Source organism: Methanosarcina acetivorans C2A, from assembly GCF_000007345.1.
Lineage (GTDB): Archaea > Halobacteriota > Methanosarcinia > Methanosarcinales > Methanosarcinaceae > Methanosarcina > Methanosarcina acetivorans.
The window spans coordinates 1432833-1457766 of the sequence record NC_003552.1 but is presented as its reverse complement, the minus strand read 5'-3'; the positions used below and the strand labels follow the sequence as shown (position 1 = coordinate 1457766).

Here is a 24934-nt window from a genome sequence, read left to right as displayed (position 1 = left end):
TTAGTCAGGGTGATACGAATGTTCACTGTCGAAACAAGCAACATAAAAGGAATTACAAGCTTCACCACGTATGATAGTGGTGGACTGAAAGAGTGTAAGCTTAATGAGTACAATTTAATCCACACAAAATACGGGGATTTTGTTCCCCAGTATGGAAACCCCGGAATAAGGAGAAAGCAGTTAAATGCCCTTTCTTTTTATAAGAGTGGAAAAGTTAAAAACATTTCACTGGAGCAGCAGACAGAAATAAGCACTTCAATAGGCAACTTTCCGGCTGAACTGGTCACTTTTTTTGAAGACGGTTCGCTTAATAGTTTATTCCCGTTAAACGGGCAAATAAGCGGTTTCTGGTCGGAAGAAGAGGAAGGTGCCCTGGCGCAGAAATATGATTTCACATTTCCGTTCGGGAGCTTCAGTGCAAAAATAATCGGTCTGCGTTTTTATCCGGACGGAAAAGTCAGAAGTCTGATCCTGTGGCCGACAGAAAGAATCGCAGTTGACACCCCGGCAGGAAAAATTCCCATCCGGACAGGGGTCAAGCTTTTTGAAGACGGCAGCATGGAGTCCGTAGAACCGGCAAAACCGGTTCCTGTTGAAACCCCTATCGGTTTGATCAATGCGTATGATGCGGCTGCAGTGGGTATTGATGCTGATATAAATTCCCTGCGCTTTGATAGAAATGGAAGGTTAACTTCTCTTGCTACCTTTGATATCATTTCGGTCAAAAAAAGCAACGGTGAAATGAAAGTAACTTTCCCTAAGCTGAAACCCGGCCTGACGGAAGAGTATGAAAAAGTGCCAATAAAATTGAGCTTTGACGATGATGCCGTAACTATTGACGACGGGACTAAAGCAAACGAATACAGGATATCCGATTCCACGTTCAAAATCACAGGCGGGGACTATACGGAGTCTCCAACTTGCGGAGATTGTTCTAAATGTAAGGGCTGCATGTAACCCGATTTCAAGTACCCGATTTTGAGTACCCGATTTCGATTATCACTGAGATACGAATTAGTTATCGGATTCCGTTATTATTTATGCTCACCCTTAACTTTTTTTCTGTGAGCTACAAGTCCGCCGTCATTGAGTATATCGAGCAGGAAATCAGGCAGTTTGTTTCCTTTGAATATGCCCTTTTCCGGAACCAGAACTTCCCCCTTGAACAGGTCAACTTTAATCTCATCTCCTTCCTGACACTCGACATCTGCTTCCATGAGAGGCAGTCCTATATTGATTGCATTTCTAAAAAAGATCCTTGCAAAAGACTTTGCCACAATACAGGCTATTCCGGAGTGTTTCAAAGCGAGGGGAGCCTGCTCCCTTGAAGAACCGCACCCGAAATTAGTGCCTGCAACAATGATATCTCCGGGTTTTGCTTTTTTTGTGAACTCAGGGTCAATGCCTTCCATTGCATGAGTTCCGAATATCTGCATATCCCTTGTTCGCAGGTATTTCCCCGGGATAATCGCATCGGTATTAATGTCATCTCCGAATTTCCAGACTCTGCCTACAATAGGATTTGCCATCACCCTCACCTGAAAGTAAATTTTTTAATGCATTTATACCTTAAAAAGCACCAAAATTTTCCGCCAAACTGCCAGTTATAGATCAATTTGGCGCCTCTGCATTCAGAATTTTTTGAACTTCCTCATCCGTAAGTTCATACTCAAAGAAAGTTTTGTAGAACCACTTTGTTTCATTATTTATGTCAATGAACTGAAACTTATCCGGATTGATGGTTTTTGCAGCCCATTGAATCTGAAGCGCTTCTTCTGCTCCGGCCCGGCTCCAGATAAATGCCCCTTCCGGATTTAGAAACACCCTGTTATCCTGAATTGCTTTAACTTTTTTCCATTGGTCACTGTTCATAATTTGTTCTTTCTCCCGGGATTTGGCGTTCACACTAAGAATAATCACATCCGGATTCCACTTTAATATTTGTTCCATTGAAACTTCCTGCATGATACCCCCTTTTACCTCTTCGGCTGCATTAACCCCTCCTGCGGCCTCAATCCAATCGCTTATAATATTTCCACCGCCATCTACACACAAAGGTGAGAGTGAAACCACATGAAGAACTTTTGGCCTATTTTCGTCAGGTATCTGGGATGAAGTATTTCTTACCGATTCCAGTTTACTGTCCAGATATGTATTATATTGCTGTGCGCGTTCCAGGGCTTCTTCATCCCCCAACACATTGGCAGTATCTGAAATGCATTTTTTCATAGAATCGAAATCTGTAAAACTTACCTGTACTGCAGGAATTCCAAGATTGGATATCTTTTCGAGATTCTTATCGGATTTCGACATGAAAACAACATCAGGTTTTGTAGCAAGCAACTCTTCGATATCATACGTCGGGCTCAGTGTCACAGCATCGTTGAAGGTCGGACAAACTTTATACATCCACGGCCTACTTTGGGGACTGAACATTGTAGCAACAAGCCTGTCATCAGCTCCAAGCATAGCCAGCACCTCATTATGCCCCATCCAGGTATCTGCAACCCTTTCTACCATTAAAGGAACCTGAACTTGTCGACCTAACGAATCAGTAACAGTCCTATTCTCTGTGTTTTCATCGTTTGAAGAGGATATGCCTTTTGTGCTCCCATGTTCCTGCGAGCTGATTTTTTCTTCTATACAGCCAGTGAAAAATAATACCGATAAGAATGCGATGAAGAGAATAGTTATTATTTTTGTGTTCATTCAGGTACCTCTTTTTATTCTTAGAATTCAGCACCAATTTCCAGGAAATATCCATTGTAAAGATGCTTCCGGTTATACCCCCGGTTATCAGAAGTAAAATGCTTCCAAAAAACTTTGCATCAAAAGGAAAATAATGGTTGACGGCTTATTAAATTCCGGAATCGAGAAAAACTATCGATATTCGAAAATAATGCCGTATAATTCGGTTTGCCGTATAATTCAGTTTGCCGTATAATTCAGTTTGCCGTATAACTCGGTTAAATTTTATACCTGTCTCTCTGTTTCCCCACCATCTGCAAATACTTTAATCCACACTCTATAGTATAACAATATTCAACGCAATCAATCCCGTATTCTTGAAGCTTTTTTTGCGCTCCTGACCCGATTTTCATGGTAAGCACGGCATCACAATCCGAAATCGACTTTATTGTTTCGTTTTTCTCAAGGGGTTCCACACCGATTCCGCTTCCTCCGTTGCAGTATTTCTTTGTTGAACGCGTCTCAAGAAATTTGCAATCCTGACCTTCAATTTCAAAAATCATAAAAGTAGTTGCTTTCCCGAAATGCTGGTCAACAAGCTTTCCTCCTCTGGAAGTGACCGCTACCTTGAATTTCCCATTGTCCCTGTTTTCAACCTCTTTTTTTTGCTTATCCTGCACAAATGTATCGTCTGCAAGTTCTCTTGAATGACCGTCGGTAAACACTTCCTCTTCATTCAACAACCCCACATCTCCCTCTTTAAAACCTGTGGTATTTGCCAGCAAGATCCCACGCATCCGTACACTCTTTTTCAGGGCTGTGAATGCACAATCCATATTGCCACCTCAATTCCTCTTAGTTACAAATACTCTTCCCAGTTAATCTGCTTCGAACGCAGTGATCTTTCCCAATCATTTGCGACATTTTCTAAAAAGTTCAGCATCCCTTCATATCCGAAATAGGACTTATTCAGATAATTGACTCTATTTGTCGGGTTGAAAACGTCAAATGCAAACTTTATCCCCAGTTCTTCAGCCATGTAATATTCCCAGGAAGAACCAAATACGGCATCAACGTTGCTGTCCATTAAGGATTGCTTTACCTGATACCCATCTGCGGAAAAAACAACCCTGGGAGAAATCCCCATAGCTTTAAGTTCATTTTCCAACAACGACTGAGAGTCGGGCATAGAAGACCTGAAAAGCAACAGCTCCGGAATCATTTCCAGCTCTTCGAACAGCATCCTGGTCAAACCTATTCCCAGGGTTGCATCGGCTGAAACGGCTACTCTGCAGTTGCGATACCGTTGAATCATCATCAATCCCCTTCGTCTCAGCACGTCGATGGTCAGATCTTCTCCTTCTTTTATTATCGTCTCGACATTTTCTTCAATGCCGAAATACTTACCCAGCGCACGAAGCCACCTTGCCGTATTTTTCAGCCCGACCGGGAGAGGGATATCCGAAAGTATGAGAGGGATCCCATGAACCTCCTGCATTTTTAATCCGAATTCATACCCTGCATCATGACTGAGAAGTATATCTGCCGATGCCAGCCCCGCACTACCCAGCTCCTCCAGTGAAGTCTCATGAGGCAGCACAGCCAGCACTCGAATACCGATTTTTTCGAGGACTTCACGTATCCATTTCAAATCCGCCCACCATGTAGGATTCAGGTTTGCCTGAGGGGCTATTAAGTTCACAGTGTTTGGAATTTTTTCACTCTGCTTTTTGATGAAAGGGAATAAGACTTTCAGCCCCATGTCAATCCCGGCATAGCTGTCTCCTCGAAACCCTCCTGCCATCAGGGGGATAAGCTTCGCATTGATCTGCGGCTGGAGATTTCTGCATAAGCCCTCAAGATCCTCACCGATAATATCAGCTGCACATGTGCCAATTACGAAAATAGCCCGGGTTTTAAATTTCGAATCAACTTCCCTGATCAATTCCTTCAGCTTATCCGAAGCGCCCATAACTATATCCGTTTCAAAAAGCCGGGTGCATGCAACCTTTCGCTTTGTAAAGTCAATTTCGTGGGTATCATAAGCTACTGAAACCGTTGAAGAACAACCTTGAGGAGAATGTATGACAATGCTGATATCCTTAATACCGGCCAGTATGCCGGCAGCACCTTCAAGAGCGCATCCGACCATCGGGTCCTTGCTATGGTTGCAATTCTCGAATTTTAGCTCATCATACATTTGCCCCTCCCCTTCCCTGCATAGATTGTACAATCCGGCAGCTCCTGAGCAAGTTTCGGGGTAAGCGACTGAGCCGAAGAGAGCCCTGATTTTTCAGGAAACACCATTCTTTTTGTTACCCAGCTGCGTGGTCTGAAGGAATACTCAAGAGCAGTGCAAATACATTTTGCCACCTTTAAGGCCCCCCTGTAACCGAATCTCGGACGGTTCAATATGGCGTTTAAGTCGACTACCGGAATATTCGGGAAACTCATTGATGACCCGAAGTATACGGTTCTTTCCGGACTCATATCTCCCAGATATTCAAGCAGCTCATTTTCAGTTTGAAGCATTGCCTCATATTTTCCGAAAGCAAGCGTACCCTTTGTTATCAGTATTTCAGGGTCAAGCCCGGTCTCCAGAAGGTAATCGATACTTGTTTCTCTTGCTTCCGTGCTCCAGGGATGGAAATTGTATATGACCACACGCATATCGAAATCACGTTCGAGCATGTGAGCAATTGACAGAGCCTTTATCGCGTCATGTCCTTCAACAATTGCCAGCTTGCCGGCAAGATGTTTTTTTGCCTCTTCAAATTCGACACGTATTGCTTCATATTCTCTTTTGATCAGGGCTTCAGCCTCAGCTTCCATGTGTAAATGCTTAGCCGCTTCCCTCAGCCATCTTTCCGTTGCACTGATACCATAAGGAAGAATCGTCGAATTCAGAGGGGTGTCAAATTGGTCAAGCATTTCTCTTCCTATCGCATACCCGAGGTCCAGGCATAAAGTACAGTTTACAGCCACACTGGGAGCCCGCTGTATCTCCTCCAGCGAGCAGTTGCCTGCAATAATTGCATTTACGCTTGCGCCCATGTCTTCAATTAAGCGCCGCAATTCTTTAACATCAGTATCAATTTCCGTCCTCTCGGGACCCATCTTCCCCCCGACGATATTGACCGAACTGGCAAGCGCTACTCTGCTTTCCGAATCAGGCTTATCCATGAGCTGAACGATCTGCCTGAAAACGAGATCGAACCCACTCCTGTATTCTCCGGCAAAGCCCTCGCAGTGAACGGCCATGATTTTGGCGTTAATTTCAGGCCGGACTCTACTCACTACTGCGTCCACATAGTCTCCTATTATTCCGGTAGCGCAGCTTGTCGCTACAAAAATGATGTCCGGCTTATACTTGCTGTCGACCTCCTGTATGGCACCCTTCAGTTCCCTTTCGCCCCCGTACACAACAGCTTTCTCATCAATATTTGTGGTAATGACAGCTTCATAAGGCGAACCACTGTTTCTGCAATTTGTTAGCTTATAGGTCTGCTTTACTCCGAATGCACAGCCGCTGGGGCCGTGAGCAATCACGACAGCATTTTTAATCCCACTCAGTATTTTCATTGCAGTCCAGAATTTACAGGGTCGGGTATGGCTGCCCTGTAATTTCGTATCGATTTTCCCGTCTTTTGCCAGTTGATAAAGCTCGCTTAAATTTCCAAAAAATACTACACTCTCATTAGCGATGCCGACCATATTAAACCTCATTCCTTTTATGCAGTTGATTACAATCAAAAATAAAAAATTCTTGATTGCTTTAGCTACAACTTTATGCCACCTGAACGGGAATCAAGGCAATTGTTGCTCAGAAAGCTACCACAAAGGACAGCTCAACTATACTGAACCAGGGCCTTTTCCCGATTTCATATAATTCTTCCATTTTTTGCCTCCTTTCGGTTACCAGACATTGATAATCCATTCTCTGTCATGCTTGTTTTCCATGGACGCAAAAATCGTATTTGCAATGTTCTCAGCCAGCCACTCAGCTCCTTTGTATCCGATTACCGGATATTTCCAAAGCCCTGCCCGGTCAAATGTCGGGAAGCCTACCCTAACCATTGGGATATCATTATCTATTGCGATGTACCTGCCTTTTGAATGCCCTAAAATCAAATCAACATCTATTGTTTTATTTTTGATACGGCTTTCAAGTTCCCATAAATCAGCGTTCCAGATGATCTGCATATCACAATTTGTCTTTTCCTCAAGTTCCTTGAGCCTCGGGTCTTTTTTATATGAAGAGTTATCGTCGCCTAACAGCAAGAGTACCGGCTCAAGCTCACATTCCAGGCAAAACTGCGCAAGCCCGAATACAAGATCCGGATTACCGAAAATGGCTACCTTTTTATTTGCAAAAAACATGTGTGCCAGGTCTACAATAGAATCTATTGCTTTGCCGCGTTCGATAACAAGGGATTCAGGTATGGGTTTTCCGGTAAGTTCACTAATATTTTTAAGGAAGATGTCGGTATTGTTTATGCCTATGGGAGTTGGCGTAACAATTGAAGGCACATCGAATTTCTCTTTTAAAAAAGTTGCAGCATTTGCTCCTTCATATCGGCTTAATGCAATCGATCCGAGAGCGTTCGCAGAATCGGCTATATCCTCAATGGTCGTGTTTCCATATGCGAATGCCGATTTATCCGGCATAATAGGAGAATCAAAGGTTTCGGTATCCAGGAGTATGTTTCCATCAACCTGCATCTCAGATAGAATGTGTTTAATTTCGGAAACATCCCCCGGATTGACCCAGCCGGTGAATATGTTCAGCTTTTCGGAAGGTTCACCTTTTTTTGCAAGAGCTTTTACCATAGCACTGATTGCATTATCATATCCCGTCACCATGCTGCCGCTGTAGCTTGGGGTGTGAATGGCAACGAGCTTTACATCCCTGTCAGGATGATTTTCCTTGATTTTCTGATTTACTTTCCGGATTATACCTTCAATATCGTCCCCAATAGTTTCAGTTGAGCACGTCGTTATGATAGGTATAATCCTCAGGTGAGGATACCTGGCAATAAGCGTTTCAACGGCTTCTTCTACCCTTATTGCACCCCCGAAAACGGCAGCACTTTCATGCAGAGAAGAGGAAGCAATGTCAAAATTTTCTTTAAAGTGTTGAGCAAACAGCAAGCGGACAAACATGCTGCAGCCCTGCCCGCCGTGTACAAGCGGGATGCAATCCTTTACGCCAATTCCTGCATACTGGGCACCTGCCGGCTGACAGGTGTACATAGGGTTAATTATTCCTGTTCTTTCCTTCAACATCAATTCACATGACACACTTTAACCCCCTTTTGATTCAGCTGATATTTTTGTTCAGTTAATAATTTGGCAAGTTCAGTTCGCAGTTCCGGGACTTTTTTACAGTAATATGGAGCAGTCTTTTCTTGACGCCTTCAACTAACTCCAGTATTCCTGATTTGTCGAGTTCGGAGATCCAGGGCATTTTATTTTGTATATCTGCAGCCAGATTTTTTGCATCGGAATAAAATGCTTTATCTGCCGGAGTTACAAGATTTATTTTTTCGCCGTTGAGGATTTTGCCGGTCATTGTCATAATACCTTCAATGTTTTCCTCCCGGTCCCAGCTTCTTGAAAAGAACTGCCACAAACACCGTTCCTGGATAAGAGCCGTAATTTCCTCTATTTTTTCATTCATGACTCCTGCACCACACCAGAATCTTTTTCAGTTAAGCTCCACATAGGGGAATCTGTCTCTCTGGGATCTTTTCCGGCTAACTTCCACATCGGGGAATATATCGCGTTATACATGTCTCTCGCCATGTTTACCGCTCCTTCAAAACCCATGTAGGGACCATTGTGATACGCATGTCCGTTAATGTATGGAATATGCAGTTTTTTGACGAGGTCTCCAACCCTCGGACCGGTAAAAATCAGATCGGCATGGATATTATCTAGCACCTCGAAGAATTCAAGCTCGTTCCCATCATCGATATAGATGGTCCCTATCCTGCCTCTGGCAATAACTTTTTCAAAGTCCTCCTGATGCCCAAATTTAGACGACATGGCAACAACTTCCATACCCAGATCATCTTCAAGAGCCTTTGTCCAGTGCCAGAGTCTTGGACCACCGGTCCAGATACAGATCTGCTTTCCTTTGAGTCGTTCCTTATACCAGTCAAGCTTTCCTTCGTATTTTGCAACTTCTTCTGCAATTACCTCTTCAGCCTTATCTTCCAGTCCAAAGAAAGCCCCAATCTTTCTCAAGGCTACTTTGACGTATTCAAAACCCCAGGTATCAACATCCATTCTAGGGATATCATATACTCTCTTAAGTTCGTTAGCTATATATCCGGCAGAACGAGCACAGTTGACAACATTCAGCTTTGCTCTATGCATGCAGCGCAGCTGGTCATAGGTTACATTCCCGGTGAAGTGTGCGATAACTTGGATACCCATTTTGTCAAGATATTTTTGCAGGACGTAAGTATCTCCCTGAATATTGTAGTCGCCAATGACATTAATCGTGTATTCGCTTGTAATTTCAGGTTCAAGCGTGCCGATTTTATCCCTCATCCAGCCAATATTTAGCTCATGATGTCCTTTCGATTGGCTGACCCCGGCAAAGCCCGGACACTCGACAACGAATATATCGACATCTTCAAGCTCTTCCTGAACTTCACGGCATACAGCTTTAGGATTATCTCCTATGAGTGCGGTTGTGCAGGTTGTATAGACAAACATTCTCTTAATTGCTGGAAATTCTTGGAAAGCTTCCATTATTGCTTTTTTCAGCTGCTTTTCAGCGCCGAACACAATATGCTTTTCTTTCGTATCCGAAGACCAGATATATTTTAATTGAAAGTTGTCATTGTCACTGGGATACCGCTTCGTGTGCCAGGTATCATACGCACACCCTACCGGCCCGTGTATCATTTGAATACAGTCTTTTATTACTCCACCAATAACGAGTTTAGCTCCGCAATAGCTGCAACCTCTTTCCGACAACGATCCTGCTATTGTATCAATATTTGACAATGGGAGAAAATCAGTTGTGTCTTCCCCTTCTTCCTTGATGTAAACATGGTTTTTGCGCTCAGGTATGCATTCATCGCAACAGAATAGTTTTAACGGCATCTTATACTCCCTTATCTGTTTATTTCAAAGATAGTTCTCCTTTTTCGCCAGTCCTGATCCTGATGACATCATCAATCGGCTCAACGAAAATCCTTCCATCCCCTATCTGGGCAGTTTGATTGACTTCGATAATGGTTTTTACCACCAGATCCACATCTTCGTCATTTACGACTATGCTCAGAAGCCTTTTGGGTATGTATTTCATACCTGTACTGTACCTTTTTGCAAGCAGCCTTGGTTGTATGTAAAAGTTAAGTTCCCCAGAGATGCCTCTTTGCTTGCCTTTCCCTAATACCGGAATTGCTGTCATAGCAGGAAAGCCGATTTTATCCAGTGCATCTTTTGTGGTAGACATTTTATTGGGTCTGACAACTGCAGTAACTTCTTTCATATGGAAACCTCCCGGTTTTCAAAATTTCCTGCTTTTAGAATTATTTTCATAATCCTTTTGCACCCGAACTAATCGTGTATGCGTCATCGATCGGGCTCACAAAGATTTTTCCATCTCCCATACTGCCTGTATATGCTTTACCAGAAATGATTTTTATTACTTCTTCAACCGCTTCATCTTCCACAGCCATCATGATCATGGTTTTTGAGAGTTCGTCGTAGTGCATATCACCAACAGTAATCCCTTTTTGTTTACCTCTACCGAAAACGTTTATTTTTGTAAGAGAATAATATCCAGCTTCTGAAAGTCCATCGGTTACTTCTTCCGTCCACTCAGGTCTTAATATAGCACGAATCATCTTCATTTGCCAACTCACCCCCAGGTTAATCCATAAGACCGTATCTTGCCACCATTTTCTCCAGTTGATCCATACTTAACGGTTTGGGGATCACGAACATATCATTCTCAAGAATTTTCTTGGCAAGTTTTCCGTATTCTTTTGCCTGGTTGCATTCCGGGTCGAACTCCACAACTGTCTTTTTATTAAACTCCGCCTTTTGAACAATGTTATCTCTTGGCACAAAGTGTATCAGCTGTGTTCCAAGCGCGGAAACAAACTCCTCCATCATTTCCAGCTCATTATCGACCTTACGGCTGTTACAAATGATTCCACCCAATCTCACCCCGCTCTGTTCTGCATACTTCAGTAGACCTTTGCAGATATTATTTGCTGCATAAGTCGCCATCATTTCTCCCGAAGCGACTATGTATACTTCCTGAGCTTTACCCTCCCGAATTGGCATTGCAAATCCGCCGCAGACAACATCGCCAAGCACATCAAAGTGAACAAAATCCAGGTCATCGGAATAGGCTCCCAGCTCCTCCATGAGGTTAATAGCGGTGATTACACCCCTGCCAGCACACCCAACACCCGGTTCCGGACCTCCGGATTCAACACATCTGATTCCTTTGAAACCGGTGTTAACTACATTATCAACTGTTACGGCCTCCTCACCCAGCTCTCTGAGCGTATCCATTATTGTGGTCTGGGGTACGCCCCCGAGTGCCAGACGAGTACAGTCTGCTTTGGGATCACACCCGTGGATGAAAACATTTTTGCCATGATAATATGCCATAGCTGCAGCAGTATTTTGTTGAGTGGTGGATTTTCCAATACCACCTTTCCCGTAAAAAGCAATTTTTCTGGTCATTTTTACTCCTCCAACACTTTTAAAAAACATCATCTAAAAAATCACAATTCATTTCCTTGAGTAACATACTCTGAAAAATCAATCAATTTTCTAACCAAAGTAACAAGATTTCCCCTAATTGCCTACTCCATTTTCTGCCTCCTTTAATAGTTTAATCTGTATTATGTTTATTCAAACATAACAATGATTTAAGTTTCAGGAAAACAGTAACCTATTTCCTATATGAAACTATAAATAAGTATCTATCGCCAGTCCTTGAAAAAGAGATAAAAACAAAAATTTGAGATATGTATAGTTAGAAAAACGGTTACTAAAAAAAGATATCAGTATCCATTTATGTATAATTTATCGATAATTGTTTTATTCCAAAAGAAAGAGTTTGAATTATGTTTATGCATAATATAAAACTTACAAGATAGTGGTCAATTATCGATTGCATACGGCATCATTATGTAATAAGGAAAACATAGTACAGTATGCTTTTTACACAAACACTTAATTTCCAAATCGTGGGTGTGCATTGCTTTCAGTACAAAAGGGTGTGAATTGCATATTGTTATGTTTAAGTAAACATAACTATTTTATTTCAATAAATTTTGGTTTTTTATCTCGTGAAACTAAGTACCTCATCAGGTTATGCTTAACTGAACATAACAAACTCACATGAAAAACGAATGCACCTTAAGTTTTTCGCATAAAAGGTATTAAACGAGTACTTATTAAACGAGTACTTATTTAAGAAAATTAGTTAGTATATTTAGAGGGGACATGTAAACTCAAAAACATAGTCCATAACACTTCATGCCAGCAGAAGTGGAAGGCAGATAAGTTATACGGCATTTGTGAGGTATGAAAATTCAAAGAAGCCGGGTTTAACAGGTCTTCTTCTAACATCTAGCCACAGTATGTGACGAAGCATCTATGCCTAATTACGGCAATTCAATGTGTTATCTCACTCTCCGCATCAAAATTTCGCAGTTTCATAATTTTAATTTTGGCCAATTTTTAAATTAACGTGAACCTGATTAAACTCTTGTGCAGGAATTAAAGGCAGGTAAATGTGTATCTAGCGACTAAAAAACTAGCGACTAAAAAACAATAGCATTCGATTTTCAACTATTTTACTATGATTTTAGAATATATTGATTTATTTCAAAAACGATATCATGAGAAATAATTATCTCAATAAAAATAATGCAGAATTTTGGAATCATATAGGTAACAAATGGTGCCCAATTGAAATATAGCAATTCTATTAATGGATAAAAATCGATTCTGGGTATGATTTCTCAAACAAAAGGTGTTTAAGTATTAATCATATTTAAAAAGTGATTGGAATCCCCGCTCAAAATAGCGAAGCAACTAATTGATTTTATTAAAAAGTACATTTTTTGTATTATGAAACTTTTTGAAGTAATGGGGACTCTCCTCAATAACGGCCCAAATGCATATTTAGAATGTTTTCATATTTAGAATGTTTTTGAAGCATTTTGGCTATTTCCGACTCTGAACTTTTAATTCATGGTTATTATTCGTTATGTTTAGAATTACATAACCATATTTTGTTCCAGAGGGCTTTCGTCGACAAATAAGGATTAAATTTTCTTTTGTCAATAGAAAGCTATTTATAATATTAAATAGGAAATAGGTAACTGTTTTCCTTTGATATAAATATTTGTTATGTTTTATTAAACATATCTCAGTTAATAGCTACAAAGGAGGTTAGGAAAAATAAAGAGAAGTTAATTATGCACATTGGATGTTGAAGCGCAAAATTCCACTCTGTATGCATGCCTCATTGCCTGCATACAAGGCTTTGCCGTAGGATGAAATTCCATATTGGAAGCATGATGGAAAAAGGAGGATTAATGTGAAAATGATCAAAGCTATAATACGTCCTGAAGCCGCTGATGATGTTATCGACGGACTTGAAGGGGCTGGTTTTTTCTCACTGACAAAAATAGATGTATTTGGTCGTGGGAAACAAAAAGGAATTACAGTAGGAATAATACATTATGATGAACTTCCTAAAACAGTGATAATGCTAGTCGTTGAAGATAAGTCTGTTGAAGAAGTTGCTAAACTTATTAAATACAAAGCGTACACAGGCAATTGTGGGGATGGTAAAATTTTTATAACTCCTGTTGACGACGCGTACACGATACGTACTGGAGTTTCAGGGCTTTAAAAGAGGTGCCGCTTTGAAAGAAATAATTGCAATAATTCGTCCAAAAAAAGTTGAACCTACAAAGGAAGCTCTTGTGGAACTTGGAATCCCGAGTGTAACTGTAGTCCCGGTATTTGGACGAGGCAAGCAACGAGGTATTGCAGAAGAGCTCAACATTGATATTCGTCCCGGTCTTTTGGATCAGGGCTTGTTGGCTGGAATGAAATATATGGAATTTATTCCCAAACGTCTGCTGTATTTAATCGTCAGTGATGAAGATGTCGATACTGCTGTTGACACAATAATTAAAGTCAATCAAACAGCTCAGATTGGCGACGGGAGAGTTTTCATCTGTCCGGTGGATAATGCCATTCGAGTGAGAACAGACGACCAGGGAGATAGTGCCCTTCTATAAAAATAAGAAGAAAAAATAAGGAGAAACAAACCGATGCCATATCATACTTTTGAATGTAGCGAATGTATTCCCGAAAGGGCGATGCACGCTGTTATAAAAGGTCCAGGTGAAGATTTGACGTCCTGTCTTCCCCTTGGATACCTCAACACAATTCCTGGGACGATTTCAGAAAGAGGATGCGCTTACTGTGGTGCAAAACATGTTATAGGCGCACCCATGAAGGATGTCATTCATGTAAGCCATGGTCCGGTTGGATGCACCTACGATACCTGGCATACTAAGCGTTACATCAGCGATAACGACAATTTTCAGCTTAAATATACCTTTGCAACTGATATGAAGGAAAAACACGTCGTATTCGGCGCTGAAAAAATGCTTAAACAGAATATTATTGATTGTTTCAAGGCTTTTCCCCACATCAAAAGAATGACTATCTACCAAACTTGCGCTTCTGCACTTATTGGAGACGATATCGCTGCAGTTGCTAAAAAAGTGATGGCCGAAATGCCAGATGTAGACATTTTTGTCTGTAATGCCCCAGGTTTTGGAGGGCCCAGCCAATCTGGAGGACATCACAAAATCAATATTGCCTGGATAGATCAAAAAGTTGGAACATATGAACCTGAGATAAAAAGTAAATATGTTATCAATTACGTTGGTGACTATAATATTCAGGGTGATGCGGAAATCATGGTGGATTATTTCCAGAGAATGGGGATTCAGGTTCTTTCCACCTTTACCGGGAACGGATCCTACGACGATCTGAGGGGTATGCATCTGGCCCACCTCAATGTGCTTGAATGTGCACGTTCTGCTGAGTACATCTGTAACGAGCTCAGAAAAAGATATGGGACCCCACGCCTTGATATCGATGGATATGGTTTTGAACCGCTGTCGGCATCACTTATGAAAGTAGCCATGTTTTTCGGACTTGAAAAAGAAGCACAGGCTATAATAGACGAAGAAACCGCCAGATGGAGACCGGAACTCAACTGGTATGCTAAACGTCTGAAAGGAAAAAAGATCTGTCTCTGGCCTGGTGGTTCTAAGCTCTGGCATTGGGCACATGTAATTGAAGAGGAAATGGGAGTTAAGGTTGTCTCAGTGTATTCAAAATTCGGCCATCAGGGAGACTTTGAAAAGGGTGTTGCTCGGTGCAGTGAAGGAGCACTTGCAATTGACGATCCTAATGAACTTGAAGGGCTGGAAGCTATGGAGATGTTACAACCCGATTGTGTCCTTACAGGTGTTCGTCCGGGAGAGGTCTCCAAAAAGATGAGGATCCCATATCTCAATATTCACGGATATCACAATGGCCCATATAAAGGGTATGAAGGATGGGTCAGGCTTGCCAGGGATCTTTACAATGCAATATATTCGCCAATTCACCAGCTTTCTGGCATGGACATAAGTAAGGATGAGATTCCCACTGATAAAGGATTCTTGACCAGACAAATGATTTCTGATGTAAATATTGTTGATGACAGAACAACTCCATCTGAGGAGAGACCGTATACTGGCGACTGGGATATTGTTACAAGATTGCGTGGAAAAACGTATCCGAAGCTTGAATCACAACAGCTTGGTACGGCATAATAGAAAGAGGGTGAGGTCATAAATGGACGACGTTATGAAAGATAGAATAGAGCAGCTTGTAGATTTTATTATGAAATGGTGCCTGTGGCAGTTTCATTCACGTTCCTGGGACAGAGAGAGACAAAATGAAGGGATCCTTACGAAAACCATGCAATTACTGTGTGACGAACCTGTTGATCTCAGCACGCCTTCAGATAGATGCTATTGGGTAGATGCTGTGTATCTGGCTAATGGTTTCAAAAAGACGTACCCCTGGCTGGGCACGATGGAAAAAAAAGATATCAAGCTGCTTATGCAGGGGCTAAAAGACCGTATCGACTACTTAACTATTAACGGGTCACTTAATCAAGAACTCACTAACCCGCTCTATTGAGGAAAAGGAAATATTATGTCTTGTGAACTAAAAGAACGAGAACGTCCGGGAATTATCAACCCTATATTCACATGCCAGCCCTGCGGAGCACAGTATGCCAGTATAGGAATAAAGGACTGTATCGCAATCGTTCATGGAGGGCAGGGATGCGTAATGTTCGTCCGTATGCTACTCGCACAGCATTTCAAGGATAGCTTCGAGATCGCATCCTCATCTCTACATGAGGACGGTGCAGTATTTGGAGCTCTCAATAGAGTTGAAGAGGCTGTCGATGTGCTCTTGACGAGGTACCCACGTGTGAAGGTTGTACCAATCATCACGACGTGCTCGACTGAAGTTATTGGAGATGATATTGACGGTCTTATTCGGAAACTAAACAAAAAGCTTCTGAAAGAGAAATATGCAGATCGGGAGGTACACCTTATTCCTATCCATACTCCAAGTTTTAAAGGAAGTATGGTAACTGGCTATGATGTGGCGGTCCATGATATAGTAAAGGAATTTGCCAAAAAAGATAAACCTAATGGAAAAATCAACCTGATCACCGGATGGGTCAATCCTGGAGATGTTACTGCACTCAAGCATCTTTTGTCAGCAATGGACATCGATGCAACAGTCCTTTTCGAAATCGAAAGCTTTGATTCTCCTTTGATGCCGGATAAAAGTGGAGTTGCCCATGGCAGTACAACGATAGAAGATCTGACCGGAACTGCAAATGCAACAGGAACAATTGCACTGAACAGATATGAAGGTGCAAAAGCCGCCAAATATCTTGAAAGCGAATTTGATGTTCCTGCAATCATAGGACCGACTCCGATCGGAATCCGTAATACGGATACTTTCCTGCAAAATTTGAAGAAAATGACAGGAAAACCAATTCCAGAATCACTTGTTTGCGAAAGAGGAATTGCAATCGATGCAATTACTGACCTTACTCACATGTTTTTCGCAGACAAGAAGGTTGCTATATACGGAAATCCAGACCTTGTCATTGGTCTTGCTGAATTCTGCCTCGATATGGAGATGAAACCTATGGTTCTTCTTCTTGGAGATGACAACAAAACTTATCCGGATGATCCACGCATCAAAGAATTGCAGGAAAAAGTCGATTTCGATATGGAGATTATTATGAATGCAGATATGTGGGAACTTGAAAGGAGGATCAAGGATAAGGAAATTGAACTTGATTTGATTATGGGGCATTCCAAGGGTCGATGGACTGCTATCGACAACAATATCCCTATGGTACGTGTGGGTTTCCCCACTTTTGATCGTGCAGGGATGTACCGCCATCCAGTTGTTGGATATGAAGGCGCTATATGGCTTGCTGAACAGATGGCAAACACGCTCTTCGCAGATATGGAATATAAGAAAGACAGGGAATGGATATTGAATGTATGGTAAGGCTTATTCGTTGAATAAAACCTTTGAACTCTCAAGCATGTGAGAGTCACTTGAGATTTTTTTGGGGTCTGCCAGTTCACAGTGTTACTGATTTCTGGCAGGATCAATTAACAGTAAACATAAACTCAAATGTGATGATGCATCCGATTGCAAAAGATAAGCTTTCGCCCTCTTGCTCCTTTGCGAAACAAAAAATGCAGGGGTGCATCTACACTGCTTTTATCAGCTGCCTGTTTTTATGTTATCTTACCTTTATGTTAAATTGTTGTAAAGTTAGAATCATTTTACTTAAGAAATACAACCCTTCGGAACTTATGTGAAGGAGCAGAACGTTTCAGAGGAAAATAACTATTTTAGTTTTAATATAAATATACTCTAATTTCCAATCTGAAAGGAGGAAATATCTTGAAAATTGCAGTTGTGGAAGACAATAACCAAAAAACGAGTTCAATATTTGAACCTGGATTTATTTCAGTATATGAGGAAGACGGAGGAGAATGGAAAATTCTTAAACGTTTTGAAAACAAAGTTTGTGATGCGAAGGGTATTTCTGCTGTACGGGTAGCTGTGGGAGATGCCGTAAAGCAGCTTGACGATGTAAGGATATTGGTTGCAAGTGACATTCCAGGGATAGCTTTCGGAGCTTTTCAAGCAGCAAGCCTTAATATATTCCTTGTGGAAGATCGCGTACTGGATATTCTTGGTTCCGTCAAAAAAGGGATGCTTGAGATCGCTAAAAAGAGGCAGGAAGAACCCTCCAGATTCGATATTATGCAATTTTTGAAACCTGGTGTGAATAAAGGTGATTTTTCCCTTAATCTGGAAGAAGTCATGTTAATAAATCCTGATTTGAGTTCAAAGAAAATTTTAATTCCTTATCTAAAAGATAAAGGGTTTAACAAACTGGACATACTTTTCAGTCATATTCCGAAGTGGTTTGACACGGAATTAGCAGGTTTTGGGTTAAAGTATGAAATCATGAGTGAATTGCAAAATAAGGTGACTCTCAGAATAATGAATGAGAGTAATGAATGCACAAAATCTTTAACCAGCAAATCCATGACTCTCAGAATAATGAATGCACAAAATCTCTGACTAGCAAATCCATAGTGGACTCCACTATCTGATTTATTGCTGATAACGGCAGTATCAAGAGGCGTTTTTGGAGCTTTACCCCAAAGCGCCTTCTCTTTATGGAACCTGGCATATAATTATTTTATTTCCAAATTAAACAGGTTTTCGGACTCCACTGAGTTTTCTTTGGCTGTCATCCACTGCGGAGTTATTCGATAAACAGAAACAGGATTTTCGTCAAGTGATGACCGATACTTCTCAACAAAAGTACCGGTTAAAGGGTTATTGTAATACCCTGGCATATATTTATTAACCAGCTTCCAGAGGGCTTCAGCAGCTTCTTCCTGGTCACTCACCTTTTCAGCCTTTCCGAAAATCATTACGCTCATGTATGCAGTATCAGCATGGCAGGGAACCGGGTCGGTCACTGTACCATGTTCCTTATATATCGTGAAACAAACAGGCGGACTCCGGGAAAGAATCTCTTCCTTTTTGCCTGATCCCATTCCATGTAAATAAACAGAACCTTTGTGCCATACATAATTCATCGGGACAGCATAAGGGAAAATACCGTTTACCATCCCCAGTACACCGGTTCTTTCCTGCAAAAGAAATGATTCTATTTTCTCCTTATCTGTACAGTTTCTCTGGGTATAACGAACCTGATCCATTAAAGAACACCCTATGCATATTTGTTCTAGTTGAGTAAGAAAGATATTAGCGACTTAGTCCTGCTGGCATATTAAAGGCAAATAAGCAATTTTCCGGTATATTCAGCGGATAAAAGATTTTTTGGAAAATATTTATTAAGGAATAATGACTTCTGCCAGGTATTTTTCCAACTTCTACTTTCTATAAGAAGTTTTTAAAGCGATAATACCCGGCTTCTGCCAGTAGTCAGTTATTTTATTCTCTCGGCCAGACAATACATGGAGTAACTATTTATATGGAGTAACTATTTTTTCGACCTTCCCTGGAAAAATTAATCCATAAGACCGTATCTTGCCACCATTTTCTCCAGTTGATCCATACTTAACGGTTTGGGGATCACGAACATATCATTCTCAAGAATTTTCTTGGCAAGTTTTCCGTATTCTTTTGCCTGGTTGCATTCCGGGTCGAACTCCACAACTGTCTTTTTATTAAACTCCGCCTTTTGAACAATGTTATCTCTTGGCACAAAGTGTATCAGCTGTGTTCCAAGCGCGGAAACAAACTCCTCCATCATTTCCAGCTCATTATCGACCTTACGGCTGTTACAAATGATTCCACCCAATCTCACCCCGCTCTGTTCTGCATACTTCAGCAGACCTTTGCAGATATTATTTGCTGCATAAGTCGCCATCATTTCTCCCGAAGCGACTATGTATACTTCCTGAGCTTTACCCTCCCGAATTGGCATTGCAAATCCGCCGCAGACAACGTCGCCAAGCACGTCAAAGTGAACAAAATCCAGGTCATCGGAATAGGCTCCCAACTCCTCCATAAGGTTAATAGCAGTGATTACACCCCTGCCAGCACACCCAACACCCGGTTCCGGACCTCCGGATTCAACACATCTGATTCCTTTGAAACCGGTGTTAACTACATTATCAACTGTTACGGCTTCTTCTCCCAGTTCCCTGAGCGTATCCATTATTGTGGTCTGGGGTACGCCTCCAAGGGCCAAACGAGTACAGTCTGCTTTGGGATCACACCCGTGGATGAAAACATTTTTGCCATGATAATATGCCATAGCCGCTGCAGTATTTTGTTGAGTGGTGGATTTTCCAATACCACCTTTCCCGTAAAAAGCAATTTTTCTTGTCAATTACAACTCTCCAATACTTTTTGCAAATCGAATCTCAAAACTCAGAACTTACTTATTTGAATATCGAATTCGGAACAACTGATCGCCATATCCGACAGAATGAAAATACTTTTTCTGTAGACCTACTCCAGTTACACACCTCCACATATAGACCATAAAGTGTTATGTTTAATCAAACATAACTAAGCTTTATATTAAGGAATACAGTTTCCTATTTCCTATTTAATACTATAAATAAATATCTATTAACAAATTAGAAACACCCACAAATTAGAAAGAGAAAATGTCCGGGAGGTAAAAAGAAAGTCCAGAAGGAATAAACAGCATCAATAGACGTTTCCACTAAAAAAGAATACTGCAAAATTTGAATTCAAGGTAGAAAAGTAGATATGTTTATATAAACATAACGAAGTACCTGAAGAGAAAAAATAACATATTTGGGAAGCCAGATGAGTTATGAGACAGATGATACCGTTATGTTTAAATACATAACGCTCAAACACACAAATCGCGAACATGCAGCTGTTTTGGTAAAAAACATACCAAACAGTACATCACCATGTTTACGAAAACAGAACTTTCCTCCCCAAAAAGTGTAATATTTTTACTCATATCCGAGCAGATGCACGTGGTTATGTACAGTTATACATAATAAATTAACCAAAAAACGGTAGGTAGATTGCTTTTCTGGGAAAAAAGACCTGGAGCACAGAACTAATAGAAAATTGATACTGTATGTTAAAAAAAAGCCTATCAATAAAAATTCATCCCGGAAAAACTTGAGGCCATTAAGAAAACTTGAAGGTAGACAGCCATCCCCTGCCGTGCGGTTCAGGAGGAATCCGGCCGGTGCGGAACCGGACAGTGTTAAGCAACGGAGACTAAAAAATGCAATGCAATATATGTGAAGTCAGGTGCGAAATCGGAGGATGTAGCATGGGCAGATGTGGAGCTTATGTGTGTACAGGCGACAATATTGCCCAGTGTCCTGGGATGGGATACCTTGGGGCATATCCAATTTCAATAGAAGCAGTTCCTTTGCTTCATTATTATCCTTCAGGTAAATTCCTTCAGGTTTTTAGTACGGGCTGCAATTTCCAATGTCCCGGCTGCATGGCCAGGGTGCTGGCTTCAAGCAGACCCCTTAACCAGCTGGCCCTCAAACCCTCTCAAATAGTGGAAAAAGCCCTGCAGCAGAATTGCCTTGGTGTGGTTTCCACAATGAATGAGCCTGCTGCAAATTATTATCTCTTCAGGAACCTTGCGGTGAAGGCAAAAGAACAGGGTTTGCTTGCAGGCTGTTCAACCAATTGTTATTTCACAGAAGAGACTTTAGAAGAGCTTGGACAGCTTGTAGATTTCATGAACGTGGGAATTAAAGGATACTCTGACAGGAGCTACATGAATTGCGGAGTTCCTTCGTCAGCCCCGGTTTTCCGCAACCTTTCAAAGCTCTTCGACATGGGAGTACACGTCGAAACTTCAATCGTTTATTCCAGAGGAAATGAGGAAGAGATGATAAAAGTTGCAGAAGCAGTGGCTGAAATCTCCCCCACAATTCCCTTGCAGGTCATGAGATTTCTTCCTTTCGGCTATGCTCCGATGGAACTTGAACCTTCAATAGGAGAAGCGGAAAAATTGTGTTCTTCCCTGCGTAAGCATGTGGACTATGTTTACCTCTTTAATTCCCCGGGAACGGAATTATTGGGCACCTATTGTTCCGAATGTGGCAGCCCGTTAATAGAGAGGGAATTCCAGGAATTCATGGGTTCCAGGTTTGTAAAGGTGAGTTATAAGTGTGGTTGTGGCAACAGCATTCCGGTTAAAGGGACAACTGCCAATGAAAGTTTCAGTGAAACTGGCTTTATGGACGGTCACAGAGTAGTCCAGGCTTTCCGTATGGTCCACGCAGTGCTTACGTGCCTGGATATACGGGACGATAAGTTAGTGGATTTCTGGATGGATGATAAATTAATGGATGTCTGGAGAGAAGTTTCCGATACCAGAACCCTTATACACATACATAAAATGACACAGCAACCACATTCTTATCTGGATTTCATAGAACTTGTCGCTAAAAAAGCCAACGTACCTAAAAAAGGAGGAAAGCTTGTCTCTTTCATTCGCAGTCGCCTTGAAATTGTCCAGAATATTGCAGCAGAAGATGAAGGTTGTAAAAAAGCTTATTATTGCATGGGCTCTCCCCTCTTTGCCCTGAACGCCGAGAGAATGGAAAACAACCTGGTGACGCTTTCCGGAGGCATTAGTATCAATAAACAGCTTCAAAAAAAAGGAAAACCGGGAGTGAATGTATCTCCTGCATTTATCAATGAGCACAATCCGGAAGCCATTTTCATTTCCAGTTTCCTTTCGCGGCCCCTTAATGAGTTCTATGAGCTGTGCCAGAAATATGGAATACATGCAGATGCTGTAAAAAAAAGGCAGGTTTATGCGGTTCCGGCTGCATGGGATTTTGGAAACCCCCGCTGGATACTGGGCCTTTTATATATAACAGACAAACTACATCCCGGAAAACTTGGAATCGACCTGAAAGAGGAAGCTGATGACTTTTACATGCAGTTTTATGGTATGCGGTTTAAGGAAGCCATGCCTAACAGATCTTTTCATAGACCTTCTTCAGGTATCTGGCCACGGCATGCGATGAGATGTACTCATGCCTAATTACATCCAGATTATTACAGTAAAATCAAAGTTGTGCTAGCGCACCCCATAGCAACTGGGTATGTTCACGTTGTCGCAAACGTATATTCCTTTGATTGCAGAATTAATTCCACAGGATTGTAGGCGAATAGAGCAGATCGTTGCAACGGCGATCAATTGTTTTGATGATACCTGAACCTATCATGAATTTCAACATGCAAGGAGGACATGTCTTGAAAATTGCAGTTGTGGAAAACGATAACCAACAAACCAGTTCAATATTTGAACCGGAATTCATTGCAACATATGAGGAAGACGGGGGAAATGGAAAGTCCTGAGCCGTTTTGAAAATAAAGTTTGCAACGCGAAAGGCATGGCTGCGGTACGCATGGCTGTGGCGGATACCATAAAGCAACTTGGTGATGTAAAAATAGTGGTTGCAAGTGAAATTCCGGGGATAGCGTCCGGCGCCTTTCAAGCAGCAGGTTTTGACATATTCCTTGTGGAAAGTGACGTGCTTGATGTCCTTGATCCAATCAAAAAAGAAATGCTTGAGGCAATTGAGGAGCGACAGAAAGAACCCCGTAAGTTCGATATCATGGAATTTTTGAAACCTGGTATGAATAAAGGGGATTTTTCTATTAATATGGAAGAAATCATGTTAAAGAATCCGGGGTTGAGTTCAAGGAAAATTCTGATCCCCCATCTGAAAAATGAAAAATTCAACAGGCCGGATGTCGTTTGTAGTCATATTCCAAAGTAGTTTGTCACAGATTTAAGATCCATGGGGTTTGAATATGGAACTGTGAACTAATCGCAGAATAGGAAGACAGTCAGGATAGTGCGTGCGCAGACTCCGTGAAAGGCGGGAATTTTCCGGAAACAGCAAGTTCAAACTTGATTCTTTGAGGCTCGTTCAGCCTAATGTGGACTGCCATCTGGACTTGATAGACAAGTATAATCCAAAGCACTGATTTTAATACATGGGACTCACGATAGGTGGTAAAAAGGGTGCTGGAAAGTCACTTTACAGGACCTCTTCGATGAAGGCAGAGGGTAGAAAACTGCTATTAAAAATGATAGGAATACGGTTGAACTGAAAAATCATATGTATTAAACCTTCAACAGTCTAAGAGCCTATCCGAAAAGTCAATAACTGCATGTTGTAAAACTTGTAAGGTCTATAGGATTAGGGCATCCGTTCCGGTTTTGCATATTGCAGATTGTAAAAGTTATAGCAGGCAACCACTTTTTGGATAAGCTCTAAATCACGTTTTTGACATCAATATCTGTCGTTCATGATTTAGTCTCTCAAGTACGTAAGTCCGGACTAATTTATTTTTCGTGCAATTATTTGATGGATTTTCTATATTGATGGGTTTCATATATTTAATAAAAATTTTCCTTTCTAATCCATGTTTCTTTATATATTATATCACTTGAATTCTAATAGTTAAGTGTGGGGTTTTAAAGTTATTTCTGGGATTTAATAGTCAGATTTGAGTATAATATCGTCGTACTCGGTTTGTTTCTGACTGAACTATTTGACTAAAAAAATGTAAAATTATAACTTAAGTTATATTAACTAAATTTGATACGGGGGTAAAAAGTATGAGTAAATATAAAGGAACAAAAGCACTATCCCTATTTGTAGGGATGTTAATTTGTACAGCATTAACAGGGAATGCACTTGCTGCATGGAATATACCAGAGGATATGCAGCGGAATTGGGAAAACATAGATTGGGACGAAATTAGAGGAAACGCAACTGATGGGAATACGACAGGGAATTCAACAAATAGTTCTGTTTCTCCTTCAGATCTTGAGAATATTTCTGAGGTAATCAATCTCATGAATAATACGTTAAATTCAACAAATGGTCCTGTTTCTCCTTCAAATTTTGTGGATTTTTCTAAGTTGACCGATCTCATAAATAATTCAATACCTGAAAATGCAACTGTAACTAATGAAACTAATGGAACCTGATGTAATTAAAAAAATAATAACTAGTTTGTAAAATTACAA

The 24934-nt window shown here is 41.1% G+C and carries 23 protein-coding genes; 10 read left to right on the top strand and 13 right to left on the bottom strand.

The features are described from left to right. The first annotated feature begins 18 nt into the window (after nt 1-18). Nucleotides 19-957, top strand: coding sequence for a hypothetical protein (locus MA_RS06365; RefSeq protein ID WP_048065062.1), 939 nt, complete (start codon nt 19-21; stop codon nt 955-957). Nucleotides 958-1034: 77 nt separating this feature from the next. On the opposite strand, the gene hacB is transcribed toward MA_RS06365, so the two are convergent. The 11 genes from hacB to nifH (MA_RS06310) form a co-directional block, all read right to left on the bottom strand. Beyond that, nucleotides 1035-1529, bottom strand: a complete 495-nt coding sequence (hacB, locus tag MA_RS06360; protein ID WP_011021244.1) for a homoaconitase small subunit — start codon at nt 1527-1529, stop codon at nt 1035-1037. 82 nt (nt 1530-1611) lie between these two features. After that, nucleotides 1612-2709, bottom strand: coding sequence for an ABC transporter substrate-binding protein (locus MA_RS06355; protein WP_011021243.1), 1098 nt, complete (start codon nt 2707-2709; stop codon nt 1612-1614). Nucleotides 2710-2966: 257 nt separating this feature from the next. After that, nucleotides 2967-3524, bottom strand: coding sequence for a NifB/NifX family molybdenum-iron cluster-binding protein (locus MA_RS06350; RefSeq protein WP_011021242.1), 558 nt, complete (start codon nt 3522-3524; stop codon nt 2967-2969). A 23-nt stretch (nt 3525-3547) separates the two neighbouring features. Then, nucleotides 3548-4888, bottom strand: coding sequence for a nitrogenase component 1 (locus MA_RS06345; RefSeq protein WP_048065061.1), 1341 nt, complete (start codon nt 4886-4888; stop codon nt 3548-3550). Beyond that, the gene (locus MA_RS06340; protein WP_048065060.1) at nt 4873-6402 is read right to left on the bottom strand and encodes a nitrogenase component 1; all 1530 of its coding nucleotides are present in this window, start codon (nt 6400-6402) and stop codon (nt 4873-4875) included. The genes MA_RS06345 and MA_RS06340 overlap by 16 nt, the downstream gene beginning before the upstream one ends. A 201-nt stretch (nt 6403-6603) precedes the next feature. Next, nucleotides 6604-7989, bottom strand: a complete 1386-nt coding sequence (vnfK, locus tag MA_RS06335) for a V-containing nitrogenase subunit beta (RefSeq protein ID WP_011021239.1) — start codon at nt 7987-7989, stop codon at nt 6604-6606. Between the two features lie 40 nt (nt 7990-8029). After that, complete coding sequence (vnfG, locus tag MA_RS06330) at nt 8030-8368, bottom strand: V-containing nitrogenase subunit delta (RefSeq protein ID WP_011021238.1); 339 nt, start codon at nt 8366-8368, stop codon at nt 8030-8032. Then, entirely contained in the window at nt 8365-9807 is a 1443-nt protein-coding gene (gene vnfD, locus MA_RS06325; protein ID WP_011021237.1) for a nitrogenase vanadium-iron protein, alpha chain, read from the bottom strand. Before vnfD ends, vnfG begins: the two co-directional genes overlap by 4 nt. Before the next feature lie 19 nt (nt 9808-9826). Next, entirely contained in the window at nt 9827-10198 is a 372-nt protein-coding gene (locus tag MA_RS06320; RefSeq protein WP_011021236.1) for a P-II family nitrogen regulator, read from the bottom strand. A gap of 46 nt (nt 10199-10244) precedes the next feature. Continuing rightward, nucleotides 10245-10562 (bottom strand): P-II family nitrogen regulator, encoded by a 318-nt coding sequence (locus tag MA_RS06315; RefSeq protein WP_011021235.1) that lies wholly within the window; start codon nt 10560-10562, stop codon nt 10245-10247. 19 nt (nt 10563-10581) lie between these two features. Then, nucleotides 10582-11409: a nitrogenase iron protein gene (nifH, locus tag MA_RS06310; RefSeq protein WP_011021227.1), complete on the bottom strand. Its 828-nt coding sequence runs from the start codon at nt 11407-11409 to the stop codon at nt 10582-10584. A 1870-nt stretch (nt 11410-13279) separates the two neighbouring features. On the opposite strand from nifH (MA_RS06310), the gene MA_RS06305 reads away from it, so the two are divergent. The 6 genes from MA_RS06305 to anfO (MA_RS06280) all read left to right on the top strand — a co-directional run bounded on the left by MA_RS06305 (nt 13280) and on the right by anfO (MA_RS06280) (nt 18459). After that, a complete protein-coding gene (locus MA_RS06305) occupies nt 13280-13597 on the top strand; it encodes a P-II family nitrogen regulator (RefSeq protein ID WP_011021234.1) in 318 nt (105 codons plus the stop codon). 13 nt (nt 13598-13610) lie between these two features. Further along, nucleotides 13611-13991 carry a P-II family nitrogen regulator gene (locus tag MA_RS06300; RefSeq protein ID WP_011021233.1) on the top strand — a complete coding sequence of 127 codons (381 nt, stop codon included), beginning with the start codon at nt 13611-13613 and terminating at the stop codon, nt 13989-13991. Nucleotides 13992-14024: 33 nt separating this feature from the next. Next, entirely contained in the window at nt 14025-15587 is a 1563-nt protein-coding gene (gene anfD, locus MA_RS06295) for a nitrogenase iron-iron protein, alpha chain (RefSeq protein ID WP_011021232.1), read from the top strand. A gap of 22 nt (nt 15588-15609) precedes the next feature. Next, entirely contained in the window at nt 15610-15960 is a 351-nt protein-coding gene (gene anfG / locus MA_RS06290) for a Fe-only nitrogenase subunit delta (RefSeq protein WP_011021231.1), read from the top strand. 15 nt (nt 15961-15975) lie between these two features. Next, complete coding sequence (gene anfK / locus MA_RS06285) at nt 15976-17364, top strand: Fe-only nitrogenase subunit beta (protein WP_011021230.1); 1389 nt, start codon at nt 15976-15978, stop codon at nt 17362-17364. A gap of 405 nt (nt 17365-17769) precedes the next feature. After that, entirely contained in the window at nt 17770-18459 is a 690-nt protein-coding gene (gene anfO / locus MA_RS06280) for a Fe-only nitrogenase accessory protein AnfO (RefSeq protein WP_011021229.1), read from the top strand. A 116-nt stretch (nt 18460-18575) separates the two neighbouring features. On the opposite strand, the gene MA_RS06275 is transcribed toward anfO (MA_RS06280), so the two are convergent. Next, nucleotides 18576-19109, bottom strand: a complete 534-nt coding sequence (locus tag MA_RS06275; protein ID WP_011021228.1) for a pyridoxamine 5'-phosphate oxidase family protein — start codon at nt 19107-19109, stop codon at nt 18576-18578. 311 nt (nt 19110-19420) lie between these two features. After that, complete coding sequence (gene nifH, locus MA_RS06270; protein WP_011021227.1) at nt 19421-20248, bottom strand: nitrogenase iron protein; 828 nt, start codon at nt 20246-20248, stop codon at nt 19421-19423. An 888-nt stretch (nt 20249-21136) separates the two neighbouring features. Here nifH (MA_RS06270) and MA_RS06265 point away from each other — a divergent pair. From MA_RS06265 to MA_RS06255, 3 genes are all read left to right on the top strand, one after another. Further along, complete coding sequence (locus MA_RS06265) at nt 21137-22930, top strand: radical SAM protein (protein WP_011021226.1); 1794 nt, start codon at nt 21137-21139, stop codon at nt 22928-22930. A 352-nt stretch (nt 22931-23282) separates the two neighbouring features. Then, on the top strand, nt 23283-23672 hold the full coding sequence (anfO, locus tag MA_RS06260) for a Fe-only nitrogenase accessory protein AnfO (RefSeq protein ID WP_248698083.1): 390 nt from the start codon (nt 23283-23285) through the stop codon (nt 23670-23672). Nucleotides 23673-24520: 848 nt separating this feature from the next. Beyond that, nucleotides 24521-24895 (top strand): hypothetical protein, encoded by a 375-nt coding sequence (locus MA_RS06255; RefSeq protein WP_011021225.1) that lies wholly within the window; start codon nt 24521-24523, stop codon nt 24893-24895. The last annotated feature ends 39 nt before the right edge of the window (nt 24896-24934 follow it).